Here is a 24,339-nt window from a genome sequence, read left to right as displayed (position 1 = left end):
ACTCGAACGCGACGTCATTGGCAAACTTCGGTCACCGTCGTGGAAAACGGGGTGCGCGAAATGGAGCCCGTGCACAATGTCGCGCCCTTCTTTCCAGAGAAGCGATAGGCAAACGGACCTTGCAGGGTGACCTGCACGTCCCAGAGGCCGCGGTCGGCGAGTTCGGCGCGTACCGCGGCGCTGTTTCCGGAGATGAAAAAGACCACGCCGGCAAGCGCCGCGACGAGGGCAATGACGTAACCCGTCAAGGTCACGAACCACGGCCGCCCTGCCCGGCGTATTTTCAGGGTGATCTCGGAGTTCCCACTATTTGCATGCTGCATGAAGCCTAAAGGCGGGCCCTGCACCGCGCGTGCCCGCGAGATGGCACGACGAGCACACGATTTCATCGAGAAATGTGCCCTTGGGGTGGACGCCGGCACCTGGTACACGGCTGCTACCTGGTACACGGACGGTACGTGTCACAATTTGCGCGGACGCGGCACGTTATACCGCTGCAGGCGCGAAATGAGCGTGCCGCGCGAAATGCCGAGCAGCTTGGCCGCGCGCGTTTGATTGCCACTGCACGCGCGCAAGGCTTCCAGAATGCGTTGGTATTCGGCTGCCTCGGCGGCCTCCTTGAGGCTTTGGTTCATCGAAGGCGCCGTATCCGCAACCGGGGTCGCGCTCATTCGCCGCGGTTGCACGGCACGCGGCTCGATGCCTTGGAAATGGCTCGCGGTCAGCACGCGCGAATTGGAAAAGGCCAGCGCGCGCTCCAGGGCCATTCGCAGCTCGCGAACGTTGCCCGGCCACGCATGACCGCGCAAAAGCCGCACGGCATCCGCCGAAAGAAGCGGCGGCGTCTCGGTGAGCTCGGCCAAAATCGCTGACGCGATATCGATCAATTCGTCGGTGCGCTCACGCAATGGTGGAATGCGCAATGTCAAATGCGCCAGGCGATAATACAAATCAGGGCGAAACGCGCCCGCGGCCGCCGCCTCTTCCAAGGCCACGGACGACATCGAAACCACCCGGGCCATGTCGGCGGGATTCGTCTTTTCGCTGGCGCTTTCCCATACGCCGACGAGAAGTGCCTGCCCCTGGGCATCGAGGTTGGTCACCTCGTCCAGGATCAAGGTACCCGCCACCGCGCGATCGAAGCACTCACCGAGATCGAGCCGCCCCGCGCGAACGAGGGCACACGACGCGCGCACCAGCGGGCCCGTGGCCCGGCGCGAACGCGCGTGAAGTCGCTGCACCGTGTAGTCTTTTCCGGCGCCGGTCTCGCCTTCGATGAGCACGGGCAAATCGGCACGCGCTACGCGAAGGAGGACCCGGTCTTCGTCCGAGCCATCGCCCCGTACCCCGGTTTCCTGGGTGCTCTGCATCGTGGGGCTGCGGTCGCGCCCTTCGCGCAGGACCCCGAGCGCCTCGCCGAACTCGAGCGACATGCCGCTGGTGACGAGCACGGGCTTTCTGGGCTCGAGCACGCGCCCGCCCGCGCGCGTGCCATTGGCGCTGCCGAGGTCCTCGAGGAGCACGTGCGCCCCAATGTGAAGCCGCGCATGCACGCGCGAGACGCTCGAGTCGTCGATGCGTACGTGCGCATCGCTCGCCCGCCCCACCGTCCACGTTCCATCGCCGAGCACGACATCGAAGGAACCGCGCGCGGTAAAAACCCGCAGAAAGCGCTCGGCCTGCCCAACGTGCTCACCCCCTTGGGTCTTGGTGTTGGCATCGTTGCTGAAGTCGGCCACGCTAGCTTGACATGGTACCGCCAGTTACCGCCTCGGTCCATCGCCGCGACCCCGTCCCCGACATCATCGCCGACGACCTCGACGTTCTTTTCGTGGGCATCAACCCAGGTTTCGCGTCGGCGCGCGCGGGGCATCACTTTGCCAATCCGGCAAACGGATTCTGGCGCTTGATGCACGAGGGTGGCTTCACGCAGCGGCGCTTCTTACCGAGCGAGGGACGCGAGCTTCTCGCGCAGGGCATCGGCATCACCAACATCGTCGCGCGTGAAACGGCGGGCGTGAAGGACCTGACCCGCGAGGACTTCGACGAGGGGCGGCGCATCCTGGAGCGGAAGATTGCGCGCTTCCGGCCCAAGGCCGTCGTCTTCGTCGGCGTCACCGTTTACCGCGCCTTCCGTGGGGACACCTCCGCCATCACCTGCGGCGAGCAACCGGAGCGCATCGCCGGGGCGCGCGTCTTCGTGGTGCCCAATCCGAGCGGGCGAAATGCCCATTACCGCTACGAGGACATGCTCGCATTTTTCCGCGATGCAGCCTCGCAGCTCTACGCTCATCGGGGCTGATCGGGGCTCTGCGTCGCCAGATCTTCCAACATCGACGTGACCGCTTGATCTTCCTCTTCGCCGGCCACGGCTTCGAGCGCCGTGCGCAACGCGGGGGATGCCGTGGCCTCGGCCGCGATCCGCACGCGAGCCTTGCCTTCCGTGTCCAGTGAAGGACGAAGGAGAAATCCTGCCGCGCCCCTCACGTCTTCGGCGGCGGAGGGATCTTCCAATGTCGCCCATAGATCCTCGGCGCAGACGACCGTATCTCGATATCCGCCTTTGCTGGCTCGCAGGGCGGCGAGCGCCTCGAACCATGCGGCGTGGCTGCGCGCCCGTTTGGCGAGCATGCCGGCAATGTCGTGTTGTGCGGATGCTCCGCGGCGCGCCGCGAAAACCTCGAGAATGCGGGCAACGATGGCATCGCGACGCTCGGGCGAAGCTTCGTTCTCCGAGATGCCCACGTGAATCAACTCGCTCTCGCCACCCTCGAGCCACAAACGCACGTCGAAGGCGTCCGGCTCCGCGCGCACGATTCTCGACATCGGGATGAACCGTCTCCACAGGAACCAGCGAAGGTCCACTCCATCGATCCCCACGGTAACCGACAAAGGCACGTAGGCGAGAATCAGCCCCAGAGCGATGCCGAAGACGATGCCGAACATGGCGGAGAAGGGACCGTTCACGCCGCACGCGCTCGAGAGCGTGCCGAGCCCCATGGCCCCCGCGATCATGGCCAGGACAATCGCCACGGTCCGCAGCGGTGTCGCGTGTGCAGGCGAAACCGTGTGATAGCTGGCGCGCCTGCTGGCCGCATCGAGCGTCAAGGCACGGAGCATCTCGGCAGCCAAGGGCTGCTCGAGCACGGCCTCGAACACGAGATTGCGCCATCGGTCGTACAGACACACCGACGAGAGCGTTCGGCGCGGTTGAAAATAGCCATGGGCGATCTTTTGCCGCGGGACAACGAGCCGGCCCTCCTCCCAGATGCCCGCGGCGTCGGCTCGCACGTGCACATGGTGCCGCATGGCCCACATCGCGCGGCGCTTGTTCGAAAGCAACAACCCGAGCCCGAGCGTCACGCCCATGATGCCCAAGATGCCAGGTGTGAAATGCCACCCGATGGCGATCACGAGCAGAAGCGCCCCGCCGAGAAGCAATGCCAGCGCGAGCCCGGTAACGAGGAAATTGCGCCGCCGGTACACGTCGATGGGCCGCTCGAAGGGCAACTGTTCCTTGCTCATGCAGCAAAGCTATGTCGCCGCGGCATGTCACGCGAACGGGGCCCATCCGATTTTGGCGCTGCCCATCGACGGCGAGGAGCCGTACGATCGCGCCATGCTCCTCGAGTCCCCGACCCCCGAATGGCAAGTGCTGCACGATTGCCTCGCGGACCTGGCGGGGGCATGCCACGCCAGGTTTGCCGCCGTCGTCGACGAAGGCAATGGACTCTGGTGCGTCGCGTGCACGAAGGGACGCTCGGCGGGCATCGCCGAGGACTACGCGGCCGATCGCTTCTACCGCGTGGAGATCGCCCCGCACGCCAAGGAGATGCGCCGCGGCGTGCACCTGTCCATCGAAAGCCGCGACGGCGATGACCTTTACGTGGCCGAGTCGTTCGCGGCCCTCTACATGCTCGTCGTGTGGTTCGACGGGCCCTTCGAGCCCGAACTCGTCCACGCCCGATTGCGCCGCGCCCTGCCCAAGGTCGAAGCCCTCACGCTTTCCCTTCCTCCCGAGAGTGTGGTTTAGACACTCTGGGAGAACACGCCGTGAGGACGATTCGTATTGCAGGTGCACTTGCCTGGTTGCTCGTGACCACGGGCTCGACGCAGGCGCGGGCCGACGAGGGGCTTTGGCCCTTCGACATGATTCCAAAAGAGCGCATTCAGAAGGAGCACCACACGAGCATCGACGATGGATGGCTCGATCACGTGCGCCTCTCCAGCGTGGCCTTCGGCAAGGGCACGGGGTCGTTCGTGTCGCCGACAGGCCTCGTCCTGACGAACCATCATGTGGGTGAGAACTGCATCGATAGGCTCGGGCGCGCCGGAAAAGACTACATGCGAGACGGCTTCCTCGCCGGCAGGGATGGCCCGGAGGGGAAGTGCGCCGGGCTCGAGGTGCGCGTTCTGCAGTCCATCGAGAATGTGACCGAGAAGGTGCGGGCGGCGCGCAAACCCGACATGAACGACGCCGAGGCCAACGTGGCCATGAAGGGCGTCATGGCGGAGCTCGAACGGGGTTGCACGCGCGCGGGATCGCGCTGTGAGGTGGTGCCCCTGTACGCAGGAGGGAAATACGACCTTTATACCTACAAGACTTACGCGGACGTGCGCTTGGTGTTCGCACCGGAGCAGGCGATGGCCAACTTCGGCGGGAACACCGATAATTTCGCTTATCCGCGTTATGGCTTCGACGTCGCGATCTATCGCGTCTACGAGAACGATCAGCCGCTGCACCCGAAAGAGTATCTGTCCTGGAACGTCGCGGGCCCGAAGGAGGGCGAGACCTTGTTTGCCAGTGGCCATCCGCAGTCGACGGAACGCCTGCTGAGCATGAGCCAACTCGCCACGCTGCGCGACGCGGAGTACCCTTACCTGCTCGACCATAGCCGCCGCATGGTCGACAAGCTGCGCATCTACTCGCGCGAGGGCGCGGAGGCCGTGCGCCAGTCCGCAGCCACGCTCCATGCGCACGAGAATCTGCTCAAGGCCGTCGGCGGATGGCTGCGGGGCCTCAAGGATCCCGTGCTCATGAAGAGAAAGGGCGACGAGGAAGCAAGCCTCCGCCGGGCCATCGACGGTGAGCCGAAATGGAAAGCGGCGTATGGCTCCCTCTTCGACGACATCGGCACCACGCAGAAGAAGAACGCGGAGATCTTCAAGCGGTATGCGTGCCTCGAGAAAGCCTCGTACTCGCGCATTCTGCGCATCGCGCGCACGTTGATTCGTCTGCCAGCGGAGCTGGAAACGGCAGACGACAAGCGATTGCGCGAATACCGCGATGCCAATCTCGCTGCGCTTCGATTGGGACTCTTTTCTCCGGCGCCCATCGACGGCGAGCCCGAGGTGATCGCGGTGCAAAGCTGGATCGAAACCGCCGTGCAGCATCTCGGCGTCGACGATCCCGCCGTGAAGACGCTCCTGGGCGGCCGTACCCCCGCGCGGGCTGCGCGCGAAGTGGTCGCCGGCTCGAAGCTGTTCGACGTGTACGCGCGACGAAGGCTGGCCGAAGGTGGCAAGCAAGCCATCGCGGACTCGACCGATCCGGCCATCGTCTTGATGCGAGCCCTGGATCCCGACGCACGCGCCATTCGAAAGCGCTACGAGGACGAGGTCGAAGCCCCCTCGCGGAAACAAGGTGAGCGCATGGCGCAAGCCGTCTTCGCGATTCGCGGCACCGAGGGCGCGCCCGATGCCACGGCGACCCTGCGCCTCAGTGTGGGCGTCGTGAAGGGGTACACCGAGAATGGCAAGGCGATCCCGTGGAGCACCAACGTGGCGGGACTCTACGGCCGAGCGACGGGAAAGGTGCCTTACAAGCTGACGCCACCGTGGGAAGCTGCCAAGGCTTCGCTCGCCGCGAGCACGCCGTTCAACTTCGTCTCGACCCATGACATCACCACGGGAAGCAGCGGCAGTCCCCTCGTCAACGCCAAGGGCGAACTCACTGGGCTCGTCTTCGACGGCAATGCCAGCTTTCTGTCGAACCAGTTCGTCTACGGCGACAGCACGCAGCGCACGGTGAACGTGCACCCGGCCGTCATCCTCGAGGCCCTCGACAAGGTCTACGGTGCCGGCCCGCTCGTGCGCGAGCTCACCCACACATAGAGAAAAGCCCCGAGCGGTAACCGCCCGGGGCTCGTCTTCACTTCAACGCGACGTTAGGCGCGATCAGAAGTCGCCGTGGCCGTGACCTGCGTGACCGCCGCCCGCCGGAGCCTTCTCCTCCTTCGGACGCTCGGCAACGAGGCACTCGGTCGTGAGCATGAGGCTCGCAACGGAGGCCGCGTTCTGCAGCGCGGTGCGGACGACCTTGACCGGATCGATGACACCCTCGGAGAGGAGGTTGCCATACGTGTCGGTCGCGGCGTTGTAGCCGAAGTCGTCTTTGCCTTCCTTGACCTTCTGCACGACGATCGAGCCTTCGAGGCCCGCGTTCGCCACGATCTGGCGGAGCGGCTCCTCGATGGCGCGACGGATGATGTTCACGCCGAACTTCTGCTCGTCGCTCACCTTGATGCCGTCGAGGATGGCCTGGGCGCGGACGAGCGGCACGCCGCCGCCGGCCACGATGCCCTCTTCCACGGCCGCGCGGGTCGCGTGGAGCGCGTCTTCGACGCGGGCCTTCTTCTCCTTCATCTCGGTCTCGGTCGCAGCGCCGACCTTGACCACCGCAACGCCGCCGACCAGCTTGGCGAGGCGCTCCTGGAGCTTCTCGCGGTCGTAGTCGGACGTGGTGTTCTCGATCTGGCCGCGGATCTCCGCGATGCGGCCCTTGATCTTGTCCTTGTTGCCCGAGCCGTCGACGATCGTCGTGTTGTCCTTGTCGAGCGTGACGCGCTTGGCGCGGCCGAGGTCACTGATGGTGACGTTCTCGAGCTTGAGGCCGAGATCCTCGGCGATGACCTGACCGCCGGTCAGGGTCGCGATGTCCTTGAGCATCTCCTTGCGGCGGTCGCCGAAGCCGGGGGCCTTGGCGGCGGCGCAGTGGAGCGTGCCACGGAGCTTGTTGACGACGAGCGTGGCGAGAGCCTCGCCCTCGATGTCCTCGGCGATGATGACCAGCGGCTTCTGCTGACGGGCAATCGCCTCGAGAACGGGGAGAAGATCCTTCATGTTGCTGATCTTCTTCTCGCTGATGAGGATGTACGGATCGTCGAGGACCGCTTCCATGCGCTCCGGATCCGTGACGAAGTACGGCGAGAGGTAGCCGCGGTCGAACTGCATGCCTTCCACGACGTCCAGCGTCGTCTCGGCGGTGCGGCTCTCCTCGACGGTGATGACGCCTTCCTTGCCGACCTTCTCCATGGCCTCGGCGAGCTTGTCGCCGATTTCCTTGTCGCCGTTCGCGCTGATGGCGCCGACCTGGGCGATCTCTTTCGGATCCTTGGTCTGCTTCGCCTGCTTCTTGAGCCCATCGACGATCGCCTCGACCGCCTTGTCGATGCCGCGCTTGATCTCCATCGGGTTGTGGCCCGCGGCGACGAGCTTGCTGCCCTCGCGGTAGATCGCTTGCGCGAGCACGGTCGCCGTGGTGGTGCCGTCGCCGGCCACGTCGCTCGTCTTCGAAGCGACTTCACGCACCATCTGCGCGCCCATGTTCTCGAAACGGTTCTCGAGCTCGATTTCCTTCGCAACCGTGACGCCGTCCTTGGTCACCGTCGGGGAGCCGAAGCTCTTCTCGATGACGACGTTGCGTCCCTTCGGTCCGAGGGTCACCTTGACGGCGTCCGCCAGCGCGTTGACGCCCGCGAGAATCAGGTTCCGTGCGTGCTCGGTGTAAACGATTTCTTTCGCTGCCATTTTTTAGCCTCTTCGTGTCTTTTCAGAGAATTTTCGAGGAACCCGCGGTCACTTCTCGATGACGCCGAGGATGTCGTCCTCGCGGACGATGAGGCGCTCTTCGCCGTCGACCTTCACCTCGGTGCCGCTGTATTTGCCGAACAGCACGCGGTCACCCACCTTCACGTCGAGCTTACGGACGGTGCCGTTCTCGAGGATCTTGCCATTGCCGACAGCAACGACCTCGCCCTCGATCGGCTTCTCTTTTGCGGTGTCGGGGATGATGATCCCGCCCTTGGTCTTCTCTTCTTCCTTCACGCGCTTGAGTAGAATGCGATCCTGCAGCGGACGAATGTTCGACATGATGTTCTCCGTTGGTGTTTCAGGTGGACGGGGACGCAGAGCGACCCCGCCGAAACTGCTGGGCCGGTCGATTGCTGGCACTCATCTGGGGTGAGTGCTAACGGGCCGCGCGCAAGATAATCGCGCTCCCTATCGGGTCAAGGTCCATGCAGCGGGAAATGACGAGCGCCCCAAAAATGCTCTACATGCCTGAGATTCAAGTACATTTTGGGATGAGCCGCTGCGTCCGTTAGTGTCGCCGTATGTAACACAATGTGAGCTGTCACACTACCCCAGCGAGTGCTTGTTTCCGGAAGAAGTCTCGACCATACGCATCAGCGTGAAATTGCACGACTTCTTGGCGGAAGTTAGCTTTCAGGTATGTCCATCGTGGCAACCGTTTCCATCTCGGGCTTCTTCCACCAGATCGTAGAAGAGGCGATTCGGACACGGGGGGTAACCGTCACCGCAGGTGCGACGACCTACATCGTCGGGCTCCTCGCGGATTTCGCAAGGCCGGATGGCCGCGCCGAAGAGACCATGGATCGGCCTCTGGCGTTCCTTCTCGACGAAGCACTCCACACCGCGGCGCCCGCCGAACGATTCGAGCGGTTGCGTACGCTGGGCGACGGAGTGCTGTACGCGAGTGGGTTCTTCGGTGACCACTTCGAGGCGCGTGGGGTGGAGCAAAGCTACCTCATCGGCATCGGGAAGACCGCGTATGGGACCGCGAGCTCGATGTTGCTTCGAGGGCCGGCCGCCACGGACACCAAGAAGGAGGCCGCGCCGGACATCTTCGGCGAGCTCTCGGACAAGTTCGCGACGTTGGTGACCATCATCGGCGAGGTCGCCGACGACACGATCGCCAAGGGCGCCGCCGGGTCGAAGGGTCTGCTCAAGTTGTACGAGCGCTGGCTCAAGACGGGAAGCGACAAGCTCGCGCAAGCTCTGAGCTCCCAGGGGCTCGTGCCCACCCGCGGCCCCAAAGGGGTTCTTCAGTGAGCGAGCGGCAGCTCGTTGGCAACGGCGTCGATCTGGTCAGAGAAAGGGCGCTCGCGCGCACGGTGCAGCGCGCCCTGGAGCGCCTCTATCAGATCGAGGACGCACCCGACGTGCACGCGTTCGTGCAGCCGGTGTGCGAAGGCGAACGCGAATCGTTGCGGATTCGGCAAGGCGAGGACGGCGTGCTGGAGATGGCGCTGCACCTGCCCTCGCTCACGTCTTCCCTCGATGCGCTCTGCCAATTGATCGAGGGCGTGAGCCACTTCGTCTATGTCGCGGAGCGCGCGCGTGTGAACCGCGGGGCGACGCAACTCGAGCTCGAGCTCCAGGCGGAGGTCGACAAGTACGTCGTGCTGCTGGCTTCGACGCCGTCCGTGGCGCGCAGTGAATCGCTGCGCGAGCGACTCTACGAGCAGGTTCGCTTTCAGCACGCGCCGGGCAGCGAGCCCGGCGATCGCTACCGCGTTGCGAACGCCACCGCGGCCAAGTTCGCGCGGCGGCTCGAACGCGAGTTCATCGCACCACGCCGACTCTTGCCGATGCGGGACGAGCTTCGTCGCTTCTTCCGTATGGGGCAGGCGGATAAGCTTCGCTACGCGACGGCATGGTAGGCGGCATTTGCTCGAAGGGCTCGAGCGCGGCCACCGGCACGTGGTGCTTGCGCGCGATGAAGCGCTCTCGGTAGGCAATGGCCGCCGTCCGCGCCACGCCGCGCATGAACCACGCGCTGTAGACGGCCGCGCCGACGGCCACGATGACCGGGCTCGCGCGCACCTTCTTGGAGCGCATCACCTTGCGAACCACCCCGCGCACCATGTCGAGCACGCCGGCGAAGCGTGACACGCGCTTCGCCGCATTCGTCACCGCGGAGAGATGGTCCGGCGCGGCGTCGCGCGGCAGCAGGCGCGGGCATAGCGACGCGACGAAGATCTGCGTCGCGAAGGTGCGCTCGTGCGGATCGCTCAAGTCGAACCCATAACGCCGGCCGTACTCGCTGATCTGCCGCATGGCCAGCCACGTCACGAGCGGCTTGCCCACCATGAGCCCGCGAAGCCCGAAGGCCGCAGTGCCGACCCCCAAGAGCGCACCCATGATGGCGTACTTCGACTCGAGCCATCGCGCGGTCTCGTCGACCTCCCAGAGGTCGAGCCGCGCGATGTCCGCGACCGAGCGCATCGGCCGCATGGCCAGACGGCGCAGCTCACGAAGTCGCTCGCTCGGGACCGTGCGCGAGGCCAGATCGGTGGCGGCGGCGAGGAAGCGCCAGATGCCGCGGGCCATCATGTCGGGCTCGGCCTCCGAGGCCACGGGGCCGTTCAACACGTGCACCAACGTCGAGATCGGCGTTCGGTACGGTGACAGCGACTCGGCCACGACGTCGTCGAGCGCGGACTGCTCGTAGGGCGTCAGCTGCGATCCCGAGGGAGGCGGGAAATCGTGCGAAGAGTTCACGGCGTTCTCGTTCGTTGGAGGGAGGGACGAAAGATCAAGCAGCCGGAAGAGGGAGCTCGGGAGGCGTCGGCAAGAACGACCCTCGCTCCGCATGCGCCGAGGCGACGCGAACCGTGCGACCGAGTTGGAGCGCCTCGCTGGCTGCGATGCGCTTCATGTCGACAATGCTTTCATGGGTGGTGCTGCGGTCACACGCAAGGAGCAGCTTCCCCTGAGGGCGCGCTGCACGTGCAAGTGTCTGCACGAGGGTGCGCGCGAGCGTGGCGCGGCCTCGCTCGCTGTGATCGTCGATGCGACGGGAAGCTACGAAGAAGACCGTGGGCGGGAGCCTCTTCACCAAGGCCAGCGCAGCGGTGCGTTCGCGCACTCGCTGAGCAAACCGCTCCGGCGATTCGTGCGAGCGCTGGATGATGACTGCAAGCGACACCCCTGCATCAGCGAGTCCGCTCATCCATCGAGCCCAGCGGGTGCCATGCTCCGCGACGAGCAACACGTCACAAGGGCGCGGGGGCGGAGGGAGGTGGCTTGTCATGCCCGCAGAGGCAGCAAAACGCACGCCAACACCTACATGGAAGCCCAGTATCCCGAATGGGAAGTGCGCGAGCTGGGGGTCGAACGATCCGTCCTTCTTCGTCCCACCTCACTATCGCCGCCCGGCTTTTTGGCGATCAGAAACGCGCAGCCGAGGACATGTATCTAGTGTGACACGGGGAAAATCGCCACGCGCTTCGCGGGCGGGATCTTGCACCGCCTATGGGTCCCGCGCGATGCCCGTCCTCGAGCGCACTCGCTCACCGCGTCAAACGCAGTACGGGCATGTAGCTTGCTGAACGAGATCGTAGAACGATGTCCCGAGATAACGCCTCGTATGGACTACGTTTTTTGCGTAGTCGTCGCGATGACGCAACAAGATCCCCTGCTATCGTGAAGAGGATGCGCTGCATCGTTGCCATGGCAGCAGCAATACTCGGCCTCAGCACCGTCGCGGGCGAGGCACGAGCTGAACCTGGGGATCCTGGGCGCGGATTCGATCTAGGCAAGCTGATCGATCAAGGCGTCCGCCTCTTTTACCAGTCGACCCAAACGCGCGGCACCAACACGCCGAGCGATGTCACGGGAAGACTACGCGCGCCCTCCTTGGTCGAGCTCGAAGCGATGTTTCCATCGCGCGATCCGGCCGTACGGGACGGATTGGTTCGAGCGGGAACTCTCGAATTCGCGCACGTCGGAACCATGGGGGCGCCCGCCGGTGTCGACAAGGGGACAACGAAGGAACCGAATCCCAAGAAGGGCGAGTTCCAGCCGCGCTTGAGGTTGTCACTCATCGCACGCGACTGGAAGGGAGCCATCTCCCTCGCCGGCAGCGGGGCGGTACCATCGGATCAGATTCGACTGACCCGCTCGAGCCGCATGCTCATCGGTCGCCTGACCGTGGGCGACGGACCCGTCGTGCCGTTCTTCCACGTTGGTGCGGGCGAGTGGCGCTACGACCCGGATCTGCTGCCGTTTTATCCGCGCAACCAGGAGTACGCGACGCAGTTCGGTGCGGGAGTCGCCGTGCGAATTTCGAAGCACATGGCCTTCGCGTGGGAGACCGACTACGTCATTCTCTGCCGTGAGCGACGCGAACCGCAAAACGTACCCAATCCGTACATCATCGGTTCGTTCGGCGTTTTGAACGTGGAGTACTGAGCGTACCCGTTCTAACGTCATTCGCGTCATTCACCTCCGGGAGGGATCCCCATGCGATCATACGTACCGCTTCTTGCGTTGTGCGCTCTGTCGTCGATGGCGTGCTCGAAGGAAGAAGAGAAACCCAAGCCGTCGACGACGACGGCATCCAGCGCGCCGGTGGCACCGCCGCCCACGCCCGAACCGCCTCCGCCGGCCCCAACTCCGGCACCGGCAACGGGGGAACCGGAAGCGAGCCCCGAGATGAAGGAGTTTCTCGGAGCGCTCGACGGCACCCCTGCTGGCACGAAGAAAGCGCTCACGAAGTACGGCGGCAAGACGGTGCAGGCGAACCCTCTGGGGACGCTCGGTCTCAAGGATGCGAAGGTCACCAAGTCCGAAAAGCTCGGCACCTTGCAGTGCTACAACGTGGAGAGCACCGCGGGCACGACGAAGCACGACACGCGATTCTGCTGGGATTCGGCGGGAAAGATCGCGCAGATCACGGACAAGAAGGAGTAAGCCATGAGCGACACCATTCATGAGTCCGAAAAGTTCGGCCGCATCGATCTCGCCAACACGGCAGGCGTCCAGACCGCGCTCGGTTTCCTCGGCTTCGATCCGGGTGAGGTCGATGGCCTCGACGGTCCCAAGACCCGCGCCGCGCTGAAGGCCTTCCAGGAGTCGGTCGGCATCACCGCCGATGGTCTCATCGGGCCCAATTCACGGCGCGAGTTGCTCAGCGCCTTGCAGACGGCATCGGCGAACGCGTAGTCGCGATTCGCGTTATGCGTGCAGCACGGTGAAAAGTGCTTGCAGCATGCGCCACGTGAGACCCCAGACGACGCGCTCCCCGACGCGGTAACCGGGGAACGTCAGCACGGTGTCTTCGTGCACGTACTCGAAGGTCGTCACCGTCTCTCCCCGCGCGAGCGGACCCAATGGAGTCCAGATCGCCTCGGCGACCTCGCCATTGGAAGTGAGCGTCGTTTCGGCGCGCGGAAGCTCGAAGACGAAGGCCGCCACCGTGAGATCGGTGATCTTGCCGCGCGCGGTGGCGGCGCGGTTGGGAAGTCGGTGAAGCACCGTACCGTGCGCGGCGAGGTCGAGACCGACCTCCTCGCGCGTCTCTCGGATGGCCGTGTCCACGATGGTGCGATCGACCGATTCCCGGCGTCCGCCGGGGAAGGCCATGTGCCCCGACCAGGGATCCCGCGCCCGCTCGGCGCGGCGAATCAGGAGGATTTCCGCGTCCTCGCCGTCGTGCCCGTCACGCAAAATGGCGGCAACGGCAGCCATGCGGCCTTCGGTTTCGGCCTCCAGGGGGCCATGCGGATGACGGGCAAGTCGCTCTCGAACGGTGGGAAGATCGTAGGAATCTAACATCGGGTAGGCGATGCAAGTAGTAGCATCGCTCGGCATGAAGCGGCGGGCGGCGTTCGTGATGGCGGCGGGCATTCTCATGACCCTTGGGGGCTCGTCCGGCTGCGGCGACCCCAAGGTGGCGATGGGAACCGGCACCCGCGAGTACGTCGCGTCCGATTATCCGCAGGTGCTCAAGCGCTGGACGCGCAACGCCAGCCTCATCGTGCTGTCGGAGCTGGATGACCTGCTCACGGTGACCGCAACGTACCAGTCATGGGACTTCCGCTGGGCCTACGTCATCCGCTACGCCCAGGACTTCCGCCTCACGGTCGATCAGCGGCGCACGCTCTTGGAGACGACGCTGAACGAAACCCGGGAGACGCATTCATTCTACATCGCACTCTACGGAAGCAACCGGCGCTGGACCGATCTGACGAAGCCGAACAGCGCGTGGATCGTGCGTCTCATCGACGACCAAGGCAACGAGACCGCACCGGTGAACATCGAGGCGATCCCCAAGCCGGGCGCGCTGGAGCGGACGTACTTCCCGTACACGACGGTGTGGCGGCAGGCGTTTCGCATCAAGTTTCCGCGGTATTACGGAAACGGGCGCCCCTCGATCGCACCGGACGCGAAGTGGTTCGGTCTGCGCTTCGCCGGCGCCGAAGGGAACGAAGAGCTCCACTGGGACATCGACCCGAATGCGCCGCAGGCGGCCTTCGGCGACGGCCACGTGGTGAAATTCTGATGCGTCGTAGGGTGGTGCATGCCATGGCGGCCGCCGTGTGCCTTCTGGCGGTGCAGCCCGCCCGCGCGCAGTCGGGAGCGGGGGCGCAACCGGACGCGGTGACGGCGCAGGCGCTGTTCGACGACGCCAAGGCGCTGATGAAGCAAGGGCGCTACGCCGAGGCGTGCGCGAAGTTCGAGAGCAGCCATCGCATCGACCCGAAGGCGGGCACGGTGCTGAACCTTGCACATTGCTACGAGCAAACCGGGCAGACCGCGAGTGCGTGGGCGCGCTACGTGGAGGCTGCGGAGCTGGCGATGCGTGCGCAGCAACGCGAGCGACAGGACTACGCGCGGGAGCGGGCGCATGTGCTTTCGCAGCAGCTGGCGCGGTTGACCATCAAGGCCGAGACCCTGCCGCCGGGCGCCATCATTCATCGCGACGGCCTGACCGTGGATCGCATGGTGCTGGGGGCGGCGGTGCCGATCGATCCGGGCGAGCACGCGCTGGAAGTGGTGCTGGGCGACAAGCCTTTATGGTCGACCCACGTGACCGTGGCGCCCCGCGCGAGCATCGAGGTGGTGATCCCCGCGTCGGCATTGCAGCGCGCGGTCGCAGGAGACACACCGGTGGAGCAGCCCCCCATCGTGAAGCCGGTGCCCGCGAAGCCGGAGCCCGTGCAGCCTTCGGAATCGGCCCCTGCGAGCACGTGGTCGGGACGCAAAACGCTGGCCGTGGTGGTCGCGGGTGTGGGCGTCGTTGGACTGGGCGTGGGTACGGCGTTCGGGTTGAAGGCGTCGTCGAAGTGGTCCGACGCCAAGGACAAGTGCACCCCCGAAGGGTGCCCCGACGACGCGATCGAGCTAGGTCGCGAGGTGAAAACCGACGGCGCCATCTCCACGGTGGCCTTCATCGCCGGCGGCGCCGCCCTGGTGGGCGCAGGCATTCTCTGGTTCACGGCCCCGCGCACCCCAACGCCGTCGCATGCGCGATGGCAATTGGTTCCTTCGGCGGATCCGCGCTCGGGGAGCGCATGGCTCACCGCCAAGGGTACATTCTAGTGCGCGCGAGGTGGGCCGTTCTCGGAATGAGCGCGGTCGGCGTCCTGGCCTGCTCTTCCTTGTTGGACGTGAAGGATCTTCCCGCCCTGTCGAAGGACGCCGGCGTGGACGCCCCTCCCGCGCCACCAAGCTTCTGCCAAAAACTGCAAACCCCCGTCACGTTCTGCCGCGACTTCGACGATGGGCAGTCGTTTTACGACGGCTTCACCAGAGTATCGGAATCGCCCAACCGACTCACGGTCGATGAGGCGAATGTCGTGTCCCCGCCATTCGCGCTTCTGTCGGAGGTTGCGCACAAGGAAGACCAACGCTCGATGATGGTCCGGAAGTTTCCAGGCCTTCCGAAGGAGATCCGTCTTTCGTTCGACCTGTTCATGGAGAAGGGTCCCGTCAGCCCCGTCAACGCATCCATCGCCCACCTCGACTTCGCACCCGACACTGCGAATCACCACAGCCTCGAGTTCAAAATCACCACCAACTCCGGCGAGGTATCGGAATTTCTCGGGGCCGCCGGCTATGCAGATTCCCCCTTCACCGGCCCCAAACCCGTCGAGGGCAAATGGCAGCGATACGACATTCACGTCGATGTCGAGAAGCGCCATCTCACCGTAGCCCTCGAGGGTACGACCACCGTCGATACGAACCTTGAAGGCCCGTGGCCCAAGGCCGAGGTTTTGCTGAGCGTGGGCATTTTTTGGGTGAAGGAACAGAACGTCAGCGTGATCGTTCGCCACGACAACATCGTTCTCGATTTGAAGTAGCTCACTGCCTCGTTTCGAGGAGGCTGCCGACCGAGGGGGGCTCTTTCTTGCCGCCGTCGGGCGTGCGGGAGCGGCCCGAGCCCGAGGTGCTCGGTTTGGTCGCCGGTTTTGCGGAGGGCACGGCGGAGGCGGTGACGGAGGGCGTTGCGGAAGGCTCGGGGGCGCTGATCGTCGCGGCGGGGAGAGATGAGGGCGGCGCGGGCGCGGAGGCGACGGGCTCGGGCGCGGGAGGAACCTGTGCGCGATGGCGCATGGCAACGACGGCGGCGCCGGTGCCGGCGAGAAGGATCGCGGCGACGATGAAAAAGCGCCGGCCCGAACGGCGACGGCGCTCCCTGGAGACGCTCGTCGTGTCATGGCCGAGGAGGCTCACCGCGCGCTCGGCGCACGCGTTCCATTGACCGGTACCGAGTGGAACCAGAGCGACGGCGAGATCGGCCACGCTGGGGAAGCGATCCTCGGGCTTCTTGCGCAAGCAACGCGAGACCACCGCCTCGAGCGCGGACGGAATTTCCGACCGCAAGGATCGCATCGGCGGAGGCTCGTGCTCGAGCACCGCCGCGAACACCTCCGCTTCCGACCCGCCGCGAAAGGGGCGCTTCCCGGTGACCAGCTCGTAGAGCACGGCCCCGAGCGACCAAATATCGCTCCGCGCGTCCACGTACTTCGGCGAGCGACACTGCTCGGGGGACGCATAGGCCGGCGACCCGAGAAAGGACGATGTCACCGTGATCCCGGGACGGTCCGGAGAATCGTCCGTCACGTCTTGGAACTTGGAAATCCCGAAGTCCAGAAGCTTGATGATCGGCTCGCCCGATTCGCGCTTCGTCAGAAAGAGATTCGCGGGCTTCAAGTCGCGATGCACGATCCCGTGCTTGTGAGCCTCCGCAACGGCGTCGATCGCTTGGAGCACGTAGTCCACCGCACGGGAAACCGGCAGCGGCCCGTCGTCGGTGAGCAGCTGCTTCAAGTCGCCGCCCTCGAGAAGCTCCATCACGATGTAGGGCGAGCCGAAATCGACGCGCCCCACGTCGATCACCTTCGCAACGTGCTCGCTTTTGAGCTTCCCCGCCGCCCTTGCCTCGCGCGTGAAGCGCTCGACCGAGCTCGGACTCCGCTGGCTCTCCGACGTCAGGAACTTCAGCGCCACCCGCTGATCGATGGCCATGTTCAGCGCGGCCACCACAACGCCCATTCCGCCGCGACCGAGAACGCTCTCGATCTTGTACTTTTGCATCAAGACGACGCCGGGTTTCAGCGTCTCGAGCGCAACGCTGGCGAACGATACGCGACGCTCAATCTCGAGGGTTCCGGAATCTCGCCTCTCCGGCACTTACATCCCCGCCAAAACTTCGAGCAGGGGAGGACACGTGAGCAAAAGCTCGTGCGCCACCATGCGATCGCCAAACAGAACGATGGTGCCTTCCGTCGAAGCGCGCGCCGTTGCAGGTGCGGCGCCGCCTCCCAGGATCGAGCTCGAGAAAAGGAACTGCCCTGACGAAACACGTTCGATGACGGTGCCGTCTTCACGCACCACTTCCAAATAACCCGTACCCACCAGGATCACGCCCGGCACGGGCTGGCCCTTGGAGACCAGCACGTCGCCCGGTTCGAGCGGGCGCACCTCGAGCCGATCCGTGATCTGCTTGCGGAGCATCGCGTCGAGCCGCTCTCCGAGGGGGCCCATCGTCGAACCCACGAGGGCGTGCGTGCGGTTCGCGGCGGAGCACAGATCATTCTCCACCCAGGGGCACGTGCGGAAAGCTTCCTCCACGGCGTCGAGGTTCCACGTGGCCACCTTCGCGTGATCCGATGCGCACACGAAGCGCGCGGCCACGTCCGGTCCCACCGAGCCGCGCATGCGAAGCACGGCGCCTGGGCCGAGGCGTTCGCCTGCGGCGTCGGCGATGGCTGCACATACATCGACCTCGCCCTCGATGACCACGGCCAGGGCGAAGCCCGCGGTCTCTTCGTCCGCGTGCAGCTCGTGAACCTCCGCGGCCGCGGCAAATGCCTCGCGGGCGTCGTCGGGCAAATCGGCGAACGCCTCGAGCGACGACAGGTCGAGCGGCGGCGGCGACGTCTCGGCCACGGTGAGCTCGGGGCCCGAGGGCAGCGAAGGCGCTGGCGGCAACGAGGCGGCCGGGATGGCCGGTGCTGGCGGCGTCACGTTGTCGTCGGCCACCGAACGGCGCGCGGACACGTCCAGTGCACGCAGGTCGGCTTTGATCTTCTGCGTCACGCTGTCGAACACCGCGGCGTCGGTCGGCAGATCCGGGTCGGGCTCGGGCTCGGGCCCCGGTAGCATTGCGAACGCGGAGGAGCGGGAAGCCTCCGGCTCGGGCTCCGACGCCGGTAGGAAGGTCAGCGCGGAGGAAGGCGCAGGCTCCGCCTCGGACTCCGGTTCCGGCTCCAGCGAAGGAACCGGGAGGGCCGCGGCCGGGCGGGGCGGCGCATCTTGCGTCGGCACGGATTCGACGTCCTCGTCGTCGTCCTCGAGCAGCTTCAGATTGGCGCTCGGCAGCAGCTCCTCTTCCTCGACGTTGATCGTCGGCTCCGGCAAGCGCGGTTGCATCGGGGGCTGAGGTGGAAGCGGCGGGATCGGCGGCCGGCGCGGCGGCAGCGGCGGCGGTGCGGCCCGGCGCTGCGAAGACGATGGAGGAGCCACGCGCTTTGGTAACTCCAGGCGCTCGCGTTCTTGGGAAGCCCCGGCGTTGTTCGCACCGGGACCGCCCGCATGCGACACCGTGGCCGCGCGCAGCTCGGCGGGCACGGGCACCTCGCCACTGATCGCGGCCAGCGACCGAGCGCTCGCCACGCGGGAGTTCGTGACCATCTCGTCATCGAACTGAATGGGCTCCACTTCCTCGACCGCGAGCTCGTCCATTCCCTCAGGACGGCTCGCCCGGCCGGGCGGTGACGGATTGCGAGCAATGAACTCCGAAAGCTCGGCTGCCGATCGCGCGAGGCTCAGGGCCCGGTCATCGTTGTGCGACTCGGCGGCCGCTTGCGCGGCCCTTCGCAACCACACGATGGCGTCGACCCTCTCATGCCGCTTCCAGAGAGCGTCGGCTGTCTGGAGGGCCCAAACGACGTCCTCCGCGTCGGTTTTTGCGGCAGGCGGGATGCCGTCCATGACTGACACGTTACCTTCTGATACGCGCTAATGCGCAGGGGCGGCAAGTAGGTACACCATACCATCATCGGATGGGACGACGAGTGAGCCATCCCGCAGCAAAGTGAGCGGTGCATCCACATCCGCTCCCGTTACAAAACGCCAGCGTAGGTTACCAGAGCGGTCCACGGCATACGCGGCATCGTCCTGCCCACCGAAGTAGAGGGTGCCATCGTCATCTTCGAGCGCGCCGCCATGGACGCCGAAATCGCGGGCGCCCGTCCCCGCCACCTCGAAGGCTCCGAGCAGCTTGCCGGTCGCCGCGGCCACGCGCACCTGACGCGGCAAAGGCCCGTAGACCCCCGCGAGCACGTCGCCGTCTCGACCGATCGAAAGCCCCCCACGGACGTACCCGCCCACCCGGGCACGCCAGACGATTTCGCCTTTGTCCCTGCCGAGCCGCACGATCTCGTCCGCGTCGGTCCCGAAGTAGACCGCACCGTCGTCCCCGAGGACGGGTGCCCCATCGACATCGGCCCCGAGATCCACGGACCAGCGGACTGTACCGTTCGGAGCCAACGCGTAGGCGCGATGGTCCTGCGCCCCCACGTAGATGGTCCCATCGTCGGCGACGGCGGGGGCCGTGAACACTTTTCCCTTGGCTCGGAAGCGCCACGCGATGGTGCCCGCCGAGCCGACCGCGTAGACGGTGCGGCCCGAGGCAAAGACGATCGTGCCATTGGGGGCCAACGCGGGCCCGGTGTCGGCGTCGGACTCGGTGTCGAGCTTCCAGCGCACGGTGCCGGTCGGGGATACGGCGTAGAAGGTCCGTGCGTCGCTTCCGACGTACACGGTCCCGTCGTTGCCGACACAAGGTGTACTGTACACGCGTCCGTGCAGGTCGACCTTCCACGCGATGTGGCCGTCGCGGCCGAGGGCGGTCAGCGTCCCGCCGAGCGAGGCGACGTACAGGGTCGATTCATCCGCGGAGGCGACGACTTGCCCTTGGATGGGCCCACCGATCGGCGTCTTCCAGGCAATCTTCGGCTCGACGGGCCCATGACCATGCGCGCGGTGCGTGCGGTGTGCATCGCCGTGTTGCATCCGCGCAGTCTGCTCGGGCACCCGCGCCGGTGCTCCAGTGAGCACCGGAGCACGCAACGAGTTGCCCTCTTGGGCCGACGCATCGGTCACCTGGGAAGCGGTGGTTCGCACGGTCGAACGCGCCGTGCCGAGGCGTCGCAGGCGCACGGCCACGAGCACGGTCACCACGCTGACCAGGAGCACGAGGGGAACGACGGACAGCGCTGGTCGCCGCCCGCTCTGCCTGGATGCGATCAGCGACTCCGACGGCGGGCAATCCGAAGCGTCGACTTCGGCGATGCCTGCGTCTCGGGTCCGAGGTCCCGCTCGGGGGACCGATCAGGACAGAGTTCTTTCATGGCCACGAGACGACGCTCGGACTCCCGCGCCTCGGCAACGCCCAGCGCGTGCGGCTTCTCACCCGGCATCCGCCGCGCCAGCCAGCCAATCAACGTGAGGCCGGCTGTTCGGGTGCTTTCCGGCGTCGCCGGCTCCCGAATCACGCGTGAAATTTCACCGATGAGCCTCGTGCGATCAGCTTCGTCAGCCACTCGCCATCCTCCGATTGCACCGCTGCGGCGGAGCTGCGCGTCCGTATCTTCTCGGGGGCTTGGGGCGGCGGAGCCCCCCAAAACCTGCCTGCCTCGGGGGCTTGGGGCGGCGGAGCCCCCCAAAACCTGCCTGCCTCGGGGGCTTGGGGCGGCGGAGCCCCCCAAAACCTGCCTGCCTCGGGGGCTTGGGGCGGCGGAGCCCCCCAAAACCTGACCCTGCTCGTACGCGGCAGCGATTTTCATGCTCATTGCCATGTCGGTCACAAACGCCGGCAGAGTCTAGCGTTTTTTTTCCAGCCGTCGAGTGTTTGGAGGGGTGTCTTTACAATTTTTGTAGACGCCGGGCGAATTTTTTACTAGGGAGGGCGACTTACCGCGCCCTCCCGTTGAGCATATGGCCGCGTGGCGCAGGTTTCCCACCTTCATCTCCTCTTCCGCATTCCCCCCAACAGCCTTCACACGGGTGATGGCTTCGTCAAATGGGATCGATGAGGACTTCGCGGTCTTTTGCGCCGTTGGCCGGACCGACCAGACCGCGCCGCTCCATCATCTCCACGATGCGGGCCGCGCGGTTGTAGCCAAGGCCGAGTTTGCGCTGAAGCCATGACGTGGAGCAGCGCCGGGTGTCCGCCACCATGCGCACGGCATCGTCGTACATCGCATCCTGCTCGGCGTCCTCGACCTCCTCGCCTCCGCCTTCGTCGTCGCGCGGCTTGAGGATGTTCTCGTCGTAGACCGGCTCGCCCTGCAGGCGGAGAAAGTCCGTGATGGCCTGAACTTCTTCCTCGGTGATCATCGGGCACTGCACGCGCTTGGTCTCGTTCGTGCCATTGAGCTTGATGAGCATGTCGCCGCGGCCGAGAAGGTGCTCGGCGCCTTGCTCGTCCAAGATGGTGCGGCTGTCGACCTTCTGGGCGACGCGAAACGCGATACGCGTCGGGAAGTTGGCCTTGATCATGCCCGTGATGACGTCGACGCTGGGTCGCTGGGTCGCCAGGATGACGTGCATGCCCGCGGCGCGCGCCTTTTGTGCCAGGCGCGCGACCGCAGCCTCGACCTCTTTGCCCTGCTGCATCATCAAGTCGGCAAACTCGTCGACCACGATGACGATGAGCGGCAGCTTCTCGGGAAGGGGGGCCTCCCCCTGCTCGCCGCTGGTGAAATCGGGGTTGATGGCCTCGGGCAAGCCATTGTGGTCCTTGGCGATGACGACCTTGGGTGCAGGATTGCGCGCCTCGCCGCGGTGGACTCGGTCGACCCATGCATTGAAGGTGCCGATGTTCTTGGTGCCCGCGTCGGCGAACAACTGATAGCGACGTTCCATTTCGTCGACCGCCCACTTGAGGGCCGTCGCCGCCTGCTTCATGTCAGTGACCACTGGCAGGAGCATGTGCGGAATCCGATCGAACGGCGCGAGCTCGACGACCTTGGGGTCGATCATGAGCAGACGCAGCTCCTCGGGCGTGCGCCGATACAGGAGCGACGAGAGCATGACGTTGAGACCGACGCTCTTACCGGCGCCGGTGGCACCGGCCACGATGACGTGAGGCATGCTCGCCAAGTCCGCGTAGACGGGGGCGCCGAGGATGTCGCGACCGAGGACGACGGGCAACGGCGCGTCGAGCGTCTGGAAGCGGCGGTCCTCGACGAGGTCGCGCAGGTTGACCGGGATGCGGCGCTCGTTGGGAAGCTCGAAGCCGATGCGGTTCTTGCCCGGGATGGGCGCCACGATGCGGACCTTGCGCGCAAGGGCCAAGGCCAGATCGTCGGCGAGCGAGGCGACCTTGGAGACTTTGGTGCCGGCGGCGGGGGACACCTCGAAGGTGGTGACGGTGGGGCCGGGCAGGATGTCCTCGACCTTGCCGCTCACGCCGTAGTCGCCGAGGGTCTTCACCAGGAGCTCGGCGTTCTTGAGCAGGGTCTCGTGATCGAGCGCCAGGCTCGGGTCCTGCTTGGATGCGATGAGGAACTCGATCGAGGGCAGGCGGAAGCCGGATCCAAAGGCGGGAACAAGCTTCGGCGGCTTGGGGGCAGCCGGTGCCTGCGGGGCAATGGTGGGCTCTTTTTCTTTGGGCTTTGCGGCGGCGGCAGCAGGAGCAGCCGCCGCAACCGGCGCGGGCGAGGCCACGGGGACGGGCACCGGGGAAGGCTCCAACTCCGGAACGGGGGCTTCGCGGGCAAGGGCCGCGGAAGTGTCGACGATGGTGGGGCCGGACGGCGCGGTGGGTTCGGCCGCCTTCCCCTGCCCTGCGGGCGCTCGTTTGCGACGACCGGCCTTGGCGACGCCTTCCTCGCCCTCGTCGATGGCCGCGGACTCCACCTGCACATCGGCGGCGCGCTTGTCGGCCTTTTCGGGAACGGGAGCTGCCGGCGCGGCTTCTTCCGTCGCGGGGGCGGCGGCCGTGACTTTCGGGGCGCGCGGTTTCCTCTGGCGGCGCTTCGGCGCCTCGGCGGGGTCGATGGTCATGGCCTCGCCGATGTCGAGTTCCGCCGGCAACGCGGGCTCGCTCGAGTCGGCGGCCGGCTCGATGCTTGCGTCGTCCTCCGCCTCCTCCGGCAACACGGCGATGGTCGCCTCGGCCTCCGCCGCAGCGCCAATGCGCGGAAGCTCGGCCAAGCGCGCCTTCTCGGTCTTTTCGCGCTCGATCTGGCGGGCTGTTTGCCAGGCCTCCGCCACGCTCTTGGCGCCCGAGGCCGTGCCGCGCGCGCTCTTTTCGCCGAGGCGAACGAGCCACCGAATGAGCGCGATGAACGAGAACGACGCGCGCCCGATCAAAATGAGCCCGAGGAAGGCAAAGCCCACCAAGAACGAGCCAATCGTCGAAAACAGCGACCGCGAGAGCTCACCGAACAACTCGCCCACCAAGCCGCCGGCGACATGGTGGCCGAACGCCAGGCGCCCGGGCCAGCCCACTTGAATCATCGCCGCCGCCGTCAGCGCGATGAGCCCATCACCCGCCAGGCGAGCCGGCGTGATCGTGCTCTTCTGCCCGCGCACGAAGGGGATCCCCAGCAGCGCCGCCTCGAGCGGAACGGTCCACGCCACCAGCCCGATGAGGGTCACCAGGCCATGGGCGCACGCCGCCCCCACCGGGCCGACCCAGTCCTCGCCCGTGCTCTGACCCGTCGCGGGATCGTGCTCGTACGACGCGAGCCCCAGCACCAGGAACACGGCGGTGGTCCATAAGAGGAGGGCCGAGACTTCCCGCCAGCGGGGCTGAAGCACCGCGTCCTTCCCCAAAAACGAGGACGCACGCGTGTTTTCGGGTAACCCGGTCGAGCCTGCGCGTCGCGGAGCGAAAAGAGGGAGCGCCATTTCCGTACGTCAGCCTACAGGTAACCCAATGGAGGCCTAGGTGTCCAGAAGCCGTGTGACCCCTAGGATCTTTGCCCCCACTGGATTAGCATCCACGCCGGACCG

Annotated in this window: 24 protein-coding genes; 11 read left to right on the top strand and 13 right to left on the bottom strand. The window is 65.9% G+C overall.

Annotated elements, in window-relative coordinates; translation table 11 throughout:
* Positions 1-14: 14 nt before the first annotated feature.
* A complete protein-coding gene (locus LZC95_52445) occupies positions 15-323 on the bottom strand; it encodes a hypothetical protein (protein WXA95020.1) in 309 nt (102 codons plus the stop codon).
* Between the two features lie 138 nt (positions 324-461).
* Positions 462-1,739 (bottom strand): sigma 54-interacting transcriptional regulator, encoded by a 1,278-nt coding sequence (locus tag LZC95_52440; protein ID WXA95019.1) that lies wholly within the window; start codon positions 1,737-1,739, stop codon positions 462-464.
* Between the two features lie 11 nt (positions 1,740-1,750).
* Between LZC95_52440 and LZC95_52435 the strand changes: the two genes are divergently transcribed.
* The gene (locus LZC95_52435; GenBank protein WXA95018.1) at positions 1,751-2,302 is read left to right on the top strand and encodes a mismatch-specific DNA-glycosylase; all 552 of its coding nucleotides are present in this window, start codon (positions 1,751-1,753) and stop codon (positions 2,300-2,302) included.
* Here LZC95_52435 and LZC95_52430 read toward each other — a convergent pair.
* Entirely contained in the window at positions 2,290-3,525 is a 1,236-nt protein-coding gene (locus LZC95_52430) for a hypothetical protein (protein ID WXA95017.1), read from the bottom strand. The two genes, LZC95_52435 and LZC95_52430, sit on opposite strands and share 13 nt — an antisense overlap.
* Between LZC95_52430 and LZC95_52425 the strand changes: the two genes are divergently transcribed.
* Positions 3,524-4,033 (top strand): hypothetical protein, encoded by a 510-nt coding sequence (locus tag LZC95_52425; protein ID WXA95016.1) that lies wholly within the window; start codon positions 3,524-3,526, stop codon positions 4,031-4,033. The genes LZC95_52430 and LZC95_52425 overlap by 2 nt on opposite strands.
* 20 nt (positions 4,034-4,053) lie before the next feature.
* A complete protein-coding gene (locus LZC95_52420; GenBank protein WXA95015.1) occupies positions 4,054-6,114 on the top strand; it encodes a S46 family peptidase in 2,061 nt (686 codons plus the stop codon).
* 63 nt (positions 6,115-6,177) lie between these two features.
* Here the strand turns inward: LZC95_52420 and groL are convergent, their stop codons facing one another.
* Both groL and groES read right to left on the bottom strand, forming a co-directional pair.
* Entirely contained in the window at positions 6,178-7,809 is a 1,632-nt protein-coding gene (gene groL, locus LZC95_52415; GenBank protein WXA95014.1) for a chaperonin GroEL, read from the bottom strand.
* A gap of 48 nt (positions 7,810-7,857) precedes the next feature.
* Positions 7,858-8,151 carry a co-chaperone GroES gene (gene groES, locus LZC95_52410; protein WXA95013.1) on the bottom strand — a complete coding sequence of 98 codons (294 nt, stop codon included), beginning with the start codon at positions 8,149-8,151 and terminating at the stop codon, positions 7,858-7,860.
* Between the two features lie 360 nt (positions 8,152-8,511).
* Between groES and LZC95_52405 the strand changes: the two genes are divergently transcribed.
* Complete coding sequence (locus LZC95_52405) at positions 8,512-9,132, top strand: hypothetical protein (protein ID WXA95012.1); 621 nt, start codon at positions 8,512-8,514, stop codon at positions 9,130-9,132.
* Positions 9,129-9,743 carry a hypothetical protein gene (locus LZC95_52400; GenBank protein ID WXA95011.1) on the top strand — a complete coding sequence of 205 codons (615 nt, stop codon included), beginning with the start codon at positions 9,129-9,131 and terminating at the stop codon, positions 9,741-9,743. The genes LZC95_52405 and LZC95_52400 overlap by 4 nt, the downstream gene beginning before the upstream one ends.
* On the opposite strand, the gene LZC95_52395 is transcribed toward LZC95_52400, so the two are convergent.
* Both LZC95_52395 and LZC95_52390 read right to left on the bottom strand, forming a co-directional pair.
* Complete coding sequence (locus tag LZC95_52395; protein ID WXA95010.1) at positions 9,646-10,584, bottom strand: EcsC family protein; 939 nt, start codon at positions 10,582-10,584, stop codon at positions 9,646-9,648. The two genes, LZC95_52400 and LZC95_52395, sit on opposite strands and share 98 nt — an antisense overlap.
* Positions 10,585-10,618: 34 nt before the next feature.
* A complete protein-coding gene (locus tag LZC95_52390; GenBank protein WXA95009.1) occupies positions 10,619-11,116 on the bottom strand; it encodes a hypothetical protein in 498 nt (165 codons plus the stop codon).
* Positions 11,117-11,517: 401 nt separating this feature from the next.
* On the opposite strand from LZC95_52390, the gene LZC95_52385 reads away from it, so the two are divergent.
* Genes LZC95_52385 through LZC95_52375 form a run of 3 tightly spaced genes read left to right on the top strand, consistent with a single transcriptional unit; the run spans position 11,518 to position 13,029 of the window.
* A complete protein-coding gene (locus LZC95_52385; protein ID WXA95008.1) occupies positions 11,518-12,276 on the top strand; it encodes a hypothetical protein in 759 nt (252 codons plus the stop codon).
* Positions 12,277-12,327: 51 nt separating this feature from the next.
* Entirely contained in the window at positions 12,328-12,777 is a 450-nt protein-coding gene (locus tag LZC95_52380; GenBank protein ID WXA95007.1) for a hypothetical protein, read from the top strand.
* 3 nt (positions 12,778-12,780) lie between these two features.
* Positions 12,781-13,029, top strand: coding sequence for a peptidoglycan-binding protein (locus LZC95_52375; protein WXA95006.1), 249 nt, complete (start codon positions 12,781-12,783; stop codon positions 13,027-13,029).
* Between the two features lie 12 nt (positions 13,030-13,041).
* On the opposite strand, the gene LZC95_52370 is transcribed toward LZC95_52375, so the two are convergent.
* A complete protein-coding gene (locus LZC95_52370) occupies positions 13,042-13,641 on the bottom strand; it encodes a CoA pyrophosphatase (protein WXA95005.1) in 600 nt (199 codons plus the stop codon).
* Positions 13,642-13,651: 10 nt separating this feature from the next.
* Here LZC95_52370 and LZC95_52365 point away from each other — a divergent pair, with 10 nt between their 5' ends.
* From LZC95_52365 to LZC95_52355, 3 genes are read left to right on the top strand one after another with little or no spacing between them, the layout of a single operon-like run.
* The gene (locus tag LZC95_52365) at positions 13,652-14,368 is read left to right on the top strand and encodes a hypothetical protein (protein WXA95004.1); all 717 of its coding nucleotides are present in this window, start codon (positions 13,652-13,654) and stop codon (positions 14,366-14,368) included.
* Complete coding sequence (locus LZC95_52360) at positions 14,368-15,408, top strand: tetratricopeptide repeat protein (GenBank protein ID WXA95003.1); 1,041 nt, start codon at positions 14,368-14,370, stop codon at positions 15,406-15,408. The genes LZC95_52365 and LZC95_52360 overlap by 1 nt, the downstream gene beginning before the upstream one ends.
* Positions 15,409-15,434: 26 nt before the next feature.
* Positions 15,435-16,169 carry a hypothetical protein gene (locus LZC95_52355; protein WXA95002.1) on the top strand — a complete coding sequence of 245 codons (735 nt, stop codon included), beginning with the start codon at positions 15,435-15,437 and terminating at the stop codon, positions 16,167-16,169.
* A 1-nt stretch (position 16,170) separates the two neighbouring features.
* On the opposite strand, the gene LZC95_52350 is transcribed toward LZC95_52355, so the two are convergent.
* The 5 genes from LZC95_52350 to LZC95_52330 form a co-directional block, all read right to left on the bottom strand.
* Entirely contained in the window at positions 16,171-17,502 is a 1,332-nt protein-coding gene (locus LZC95_52350; GenBank protein ID WXA95001.1) for a protein kinase, read from the bottom strand.
* Positions 17,503-19,305, bottom strand: coding sequence for a cyclic nucleotide-binding domain-containing protein (locus LZC95_52345; protein ID WXB00288.1), 1,803 nt, complete (start codon positions 19,303-19,305; stop codon positions 17,503-17,505).
* Positions 19,306-19,332: 27 nt separating this feature from the next.
* A complete protein-coding gene (locus LZC95_52340; protein ID WXA95000.1) occupies positions 19,333-20,571 on the bottom strand; it encodes a PQQ-binding-like beta-propeller repeat protein in 1,239 nt (412 codons plus the stop codon).
* Between the two features lie 50 nt (positions 20,572-20,621).
* Positions 20,622-20,918, bottom strand: coding sequence for a hypothetical protein (locus tag LZC95_52335; GenBank protein ID WXA94999.1), 297 nt, complete (start codon positions 20,916-20,918; stop codon positions 20,622-20,624).
* 475 nt (positions 20,919-21,393) lie between these two features.
* The gene (locus LZC95_52330) at positions 21,394-24,144 is read right to left on the bottom strand and encodes a DNA translocase FtsK 4TM domain-containing protein (protein WXA94998.1); all 2,751 of its coding nucleotides are present in this window, start codon (positions 24,142-24,144) and stop codon (positions 21,394-21,396) included.
* Between the last annotated feature and the right edge of the window lie 195 nt (positions 24,145-24,339).

This window comes from Sorangiineae bacterium MSr12523, from assembly GCA_037157775.1.
In the GTDB taxonomy this organism is placed as follows: domain Bacteria; phylum Myxococcota_A; class Polyangia; order Polyangiales; family Polyangiaceae; genus Pendulispora; species Pendulispora brunnea.
This window is presented reverse-complemented; position numbering and strand designations above follow the sequence as displayed.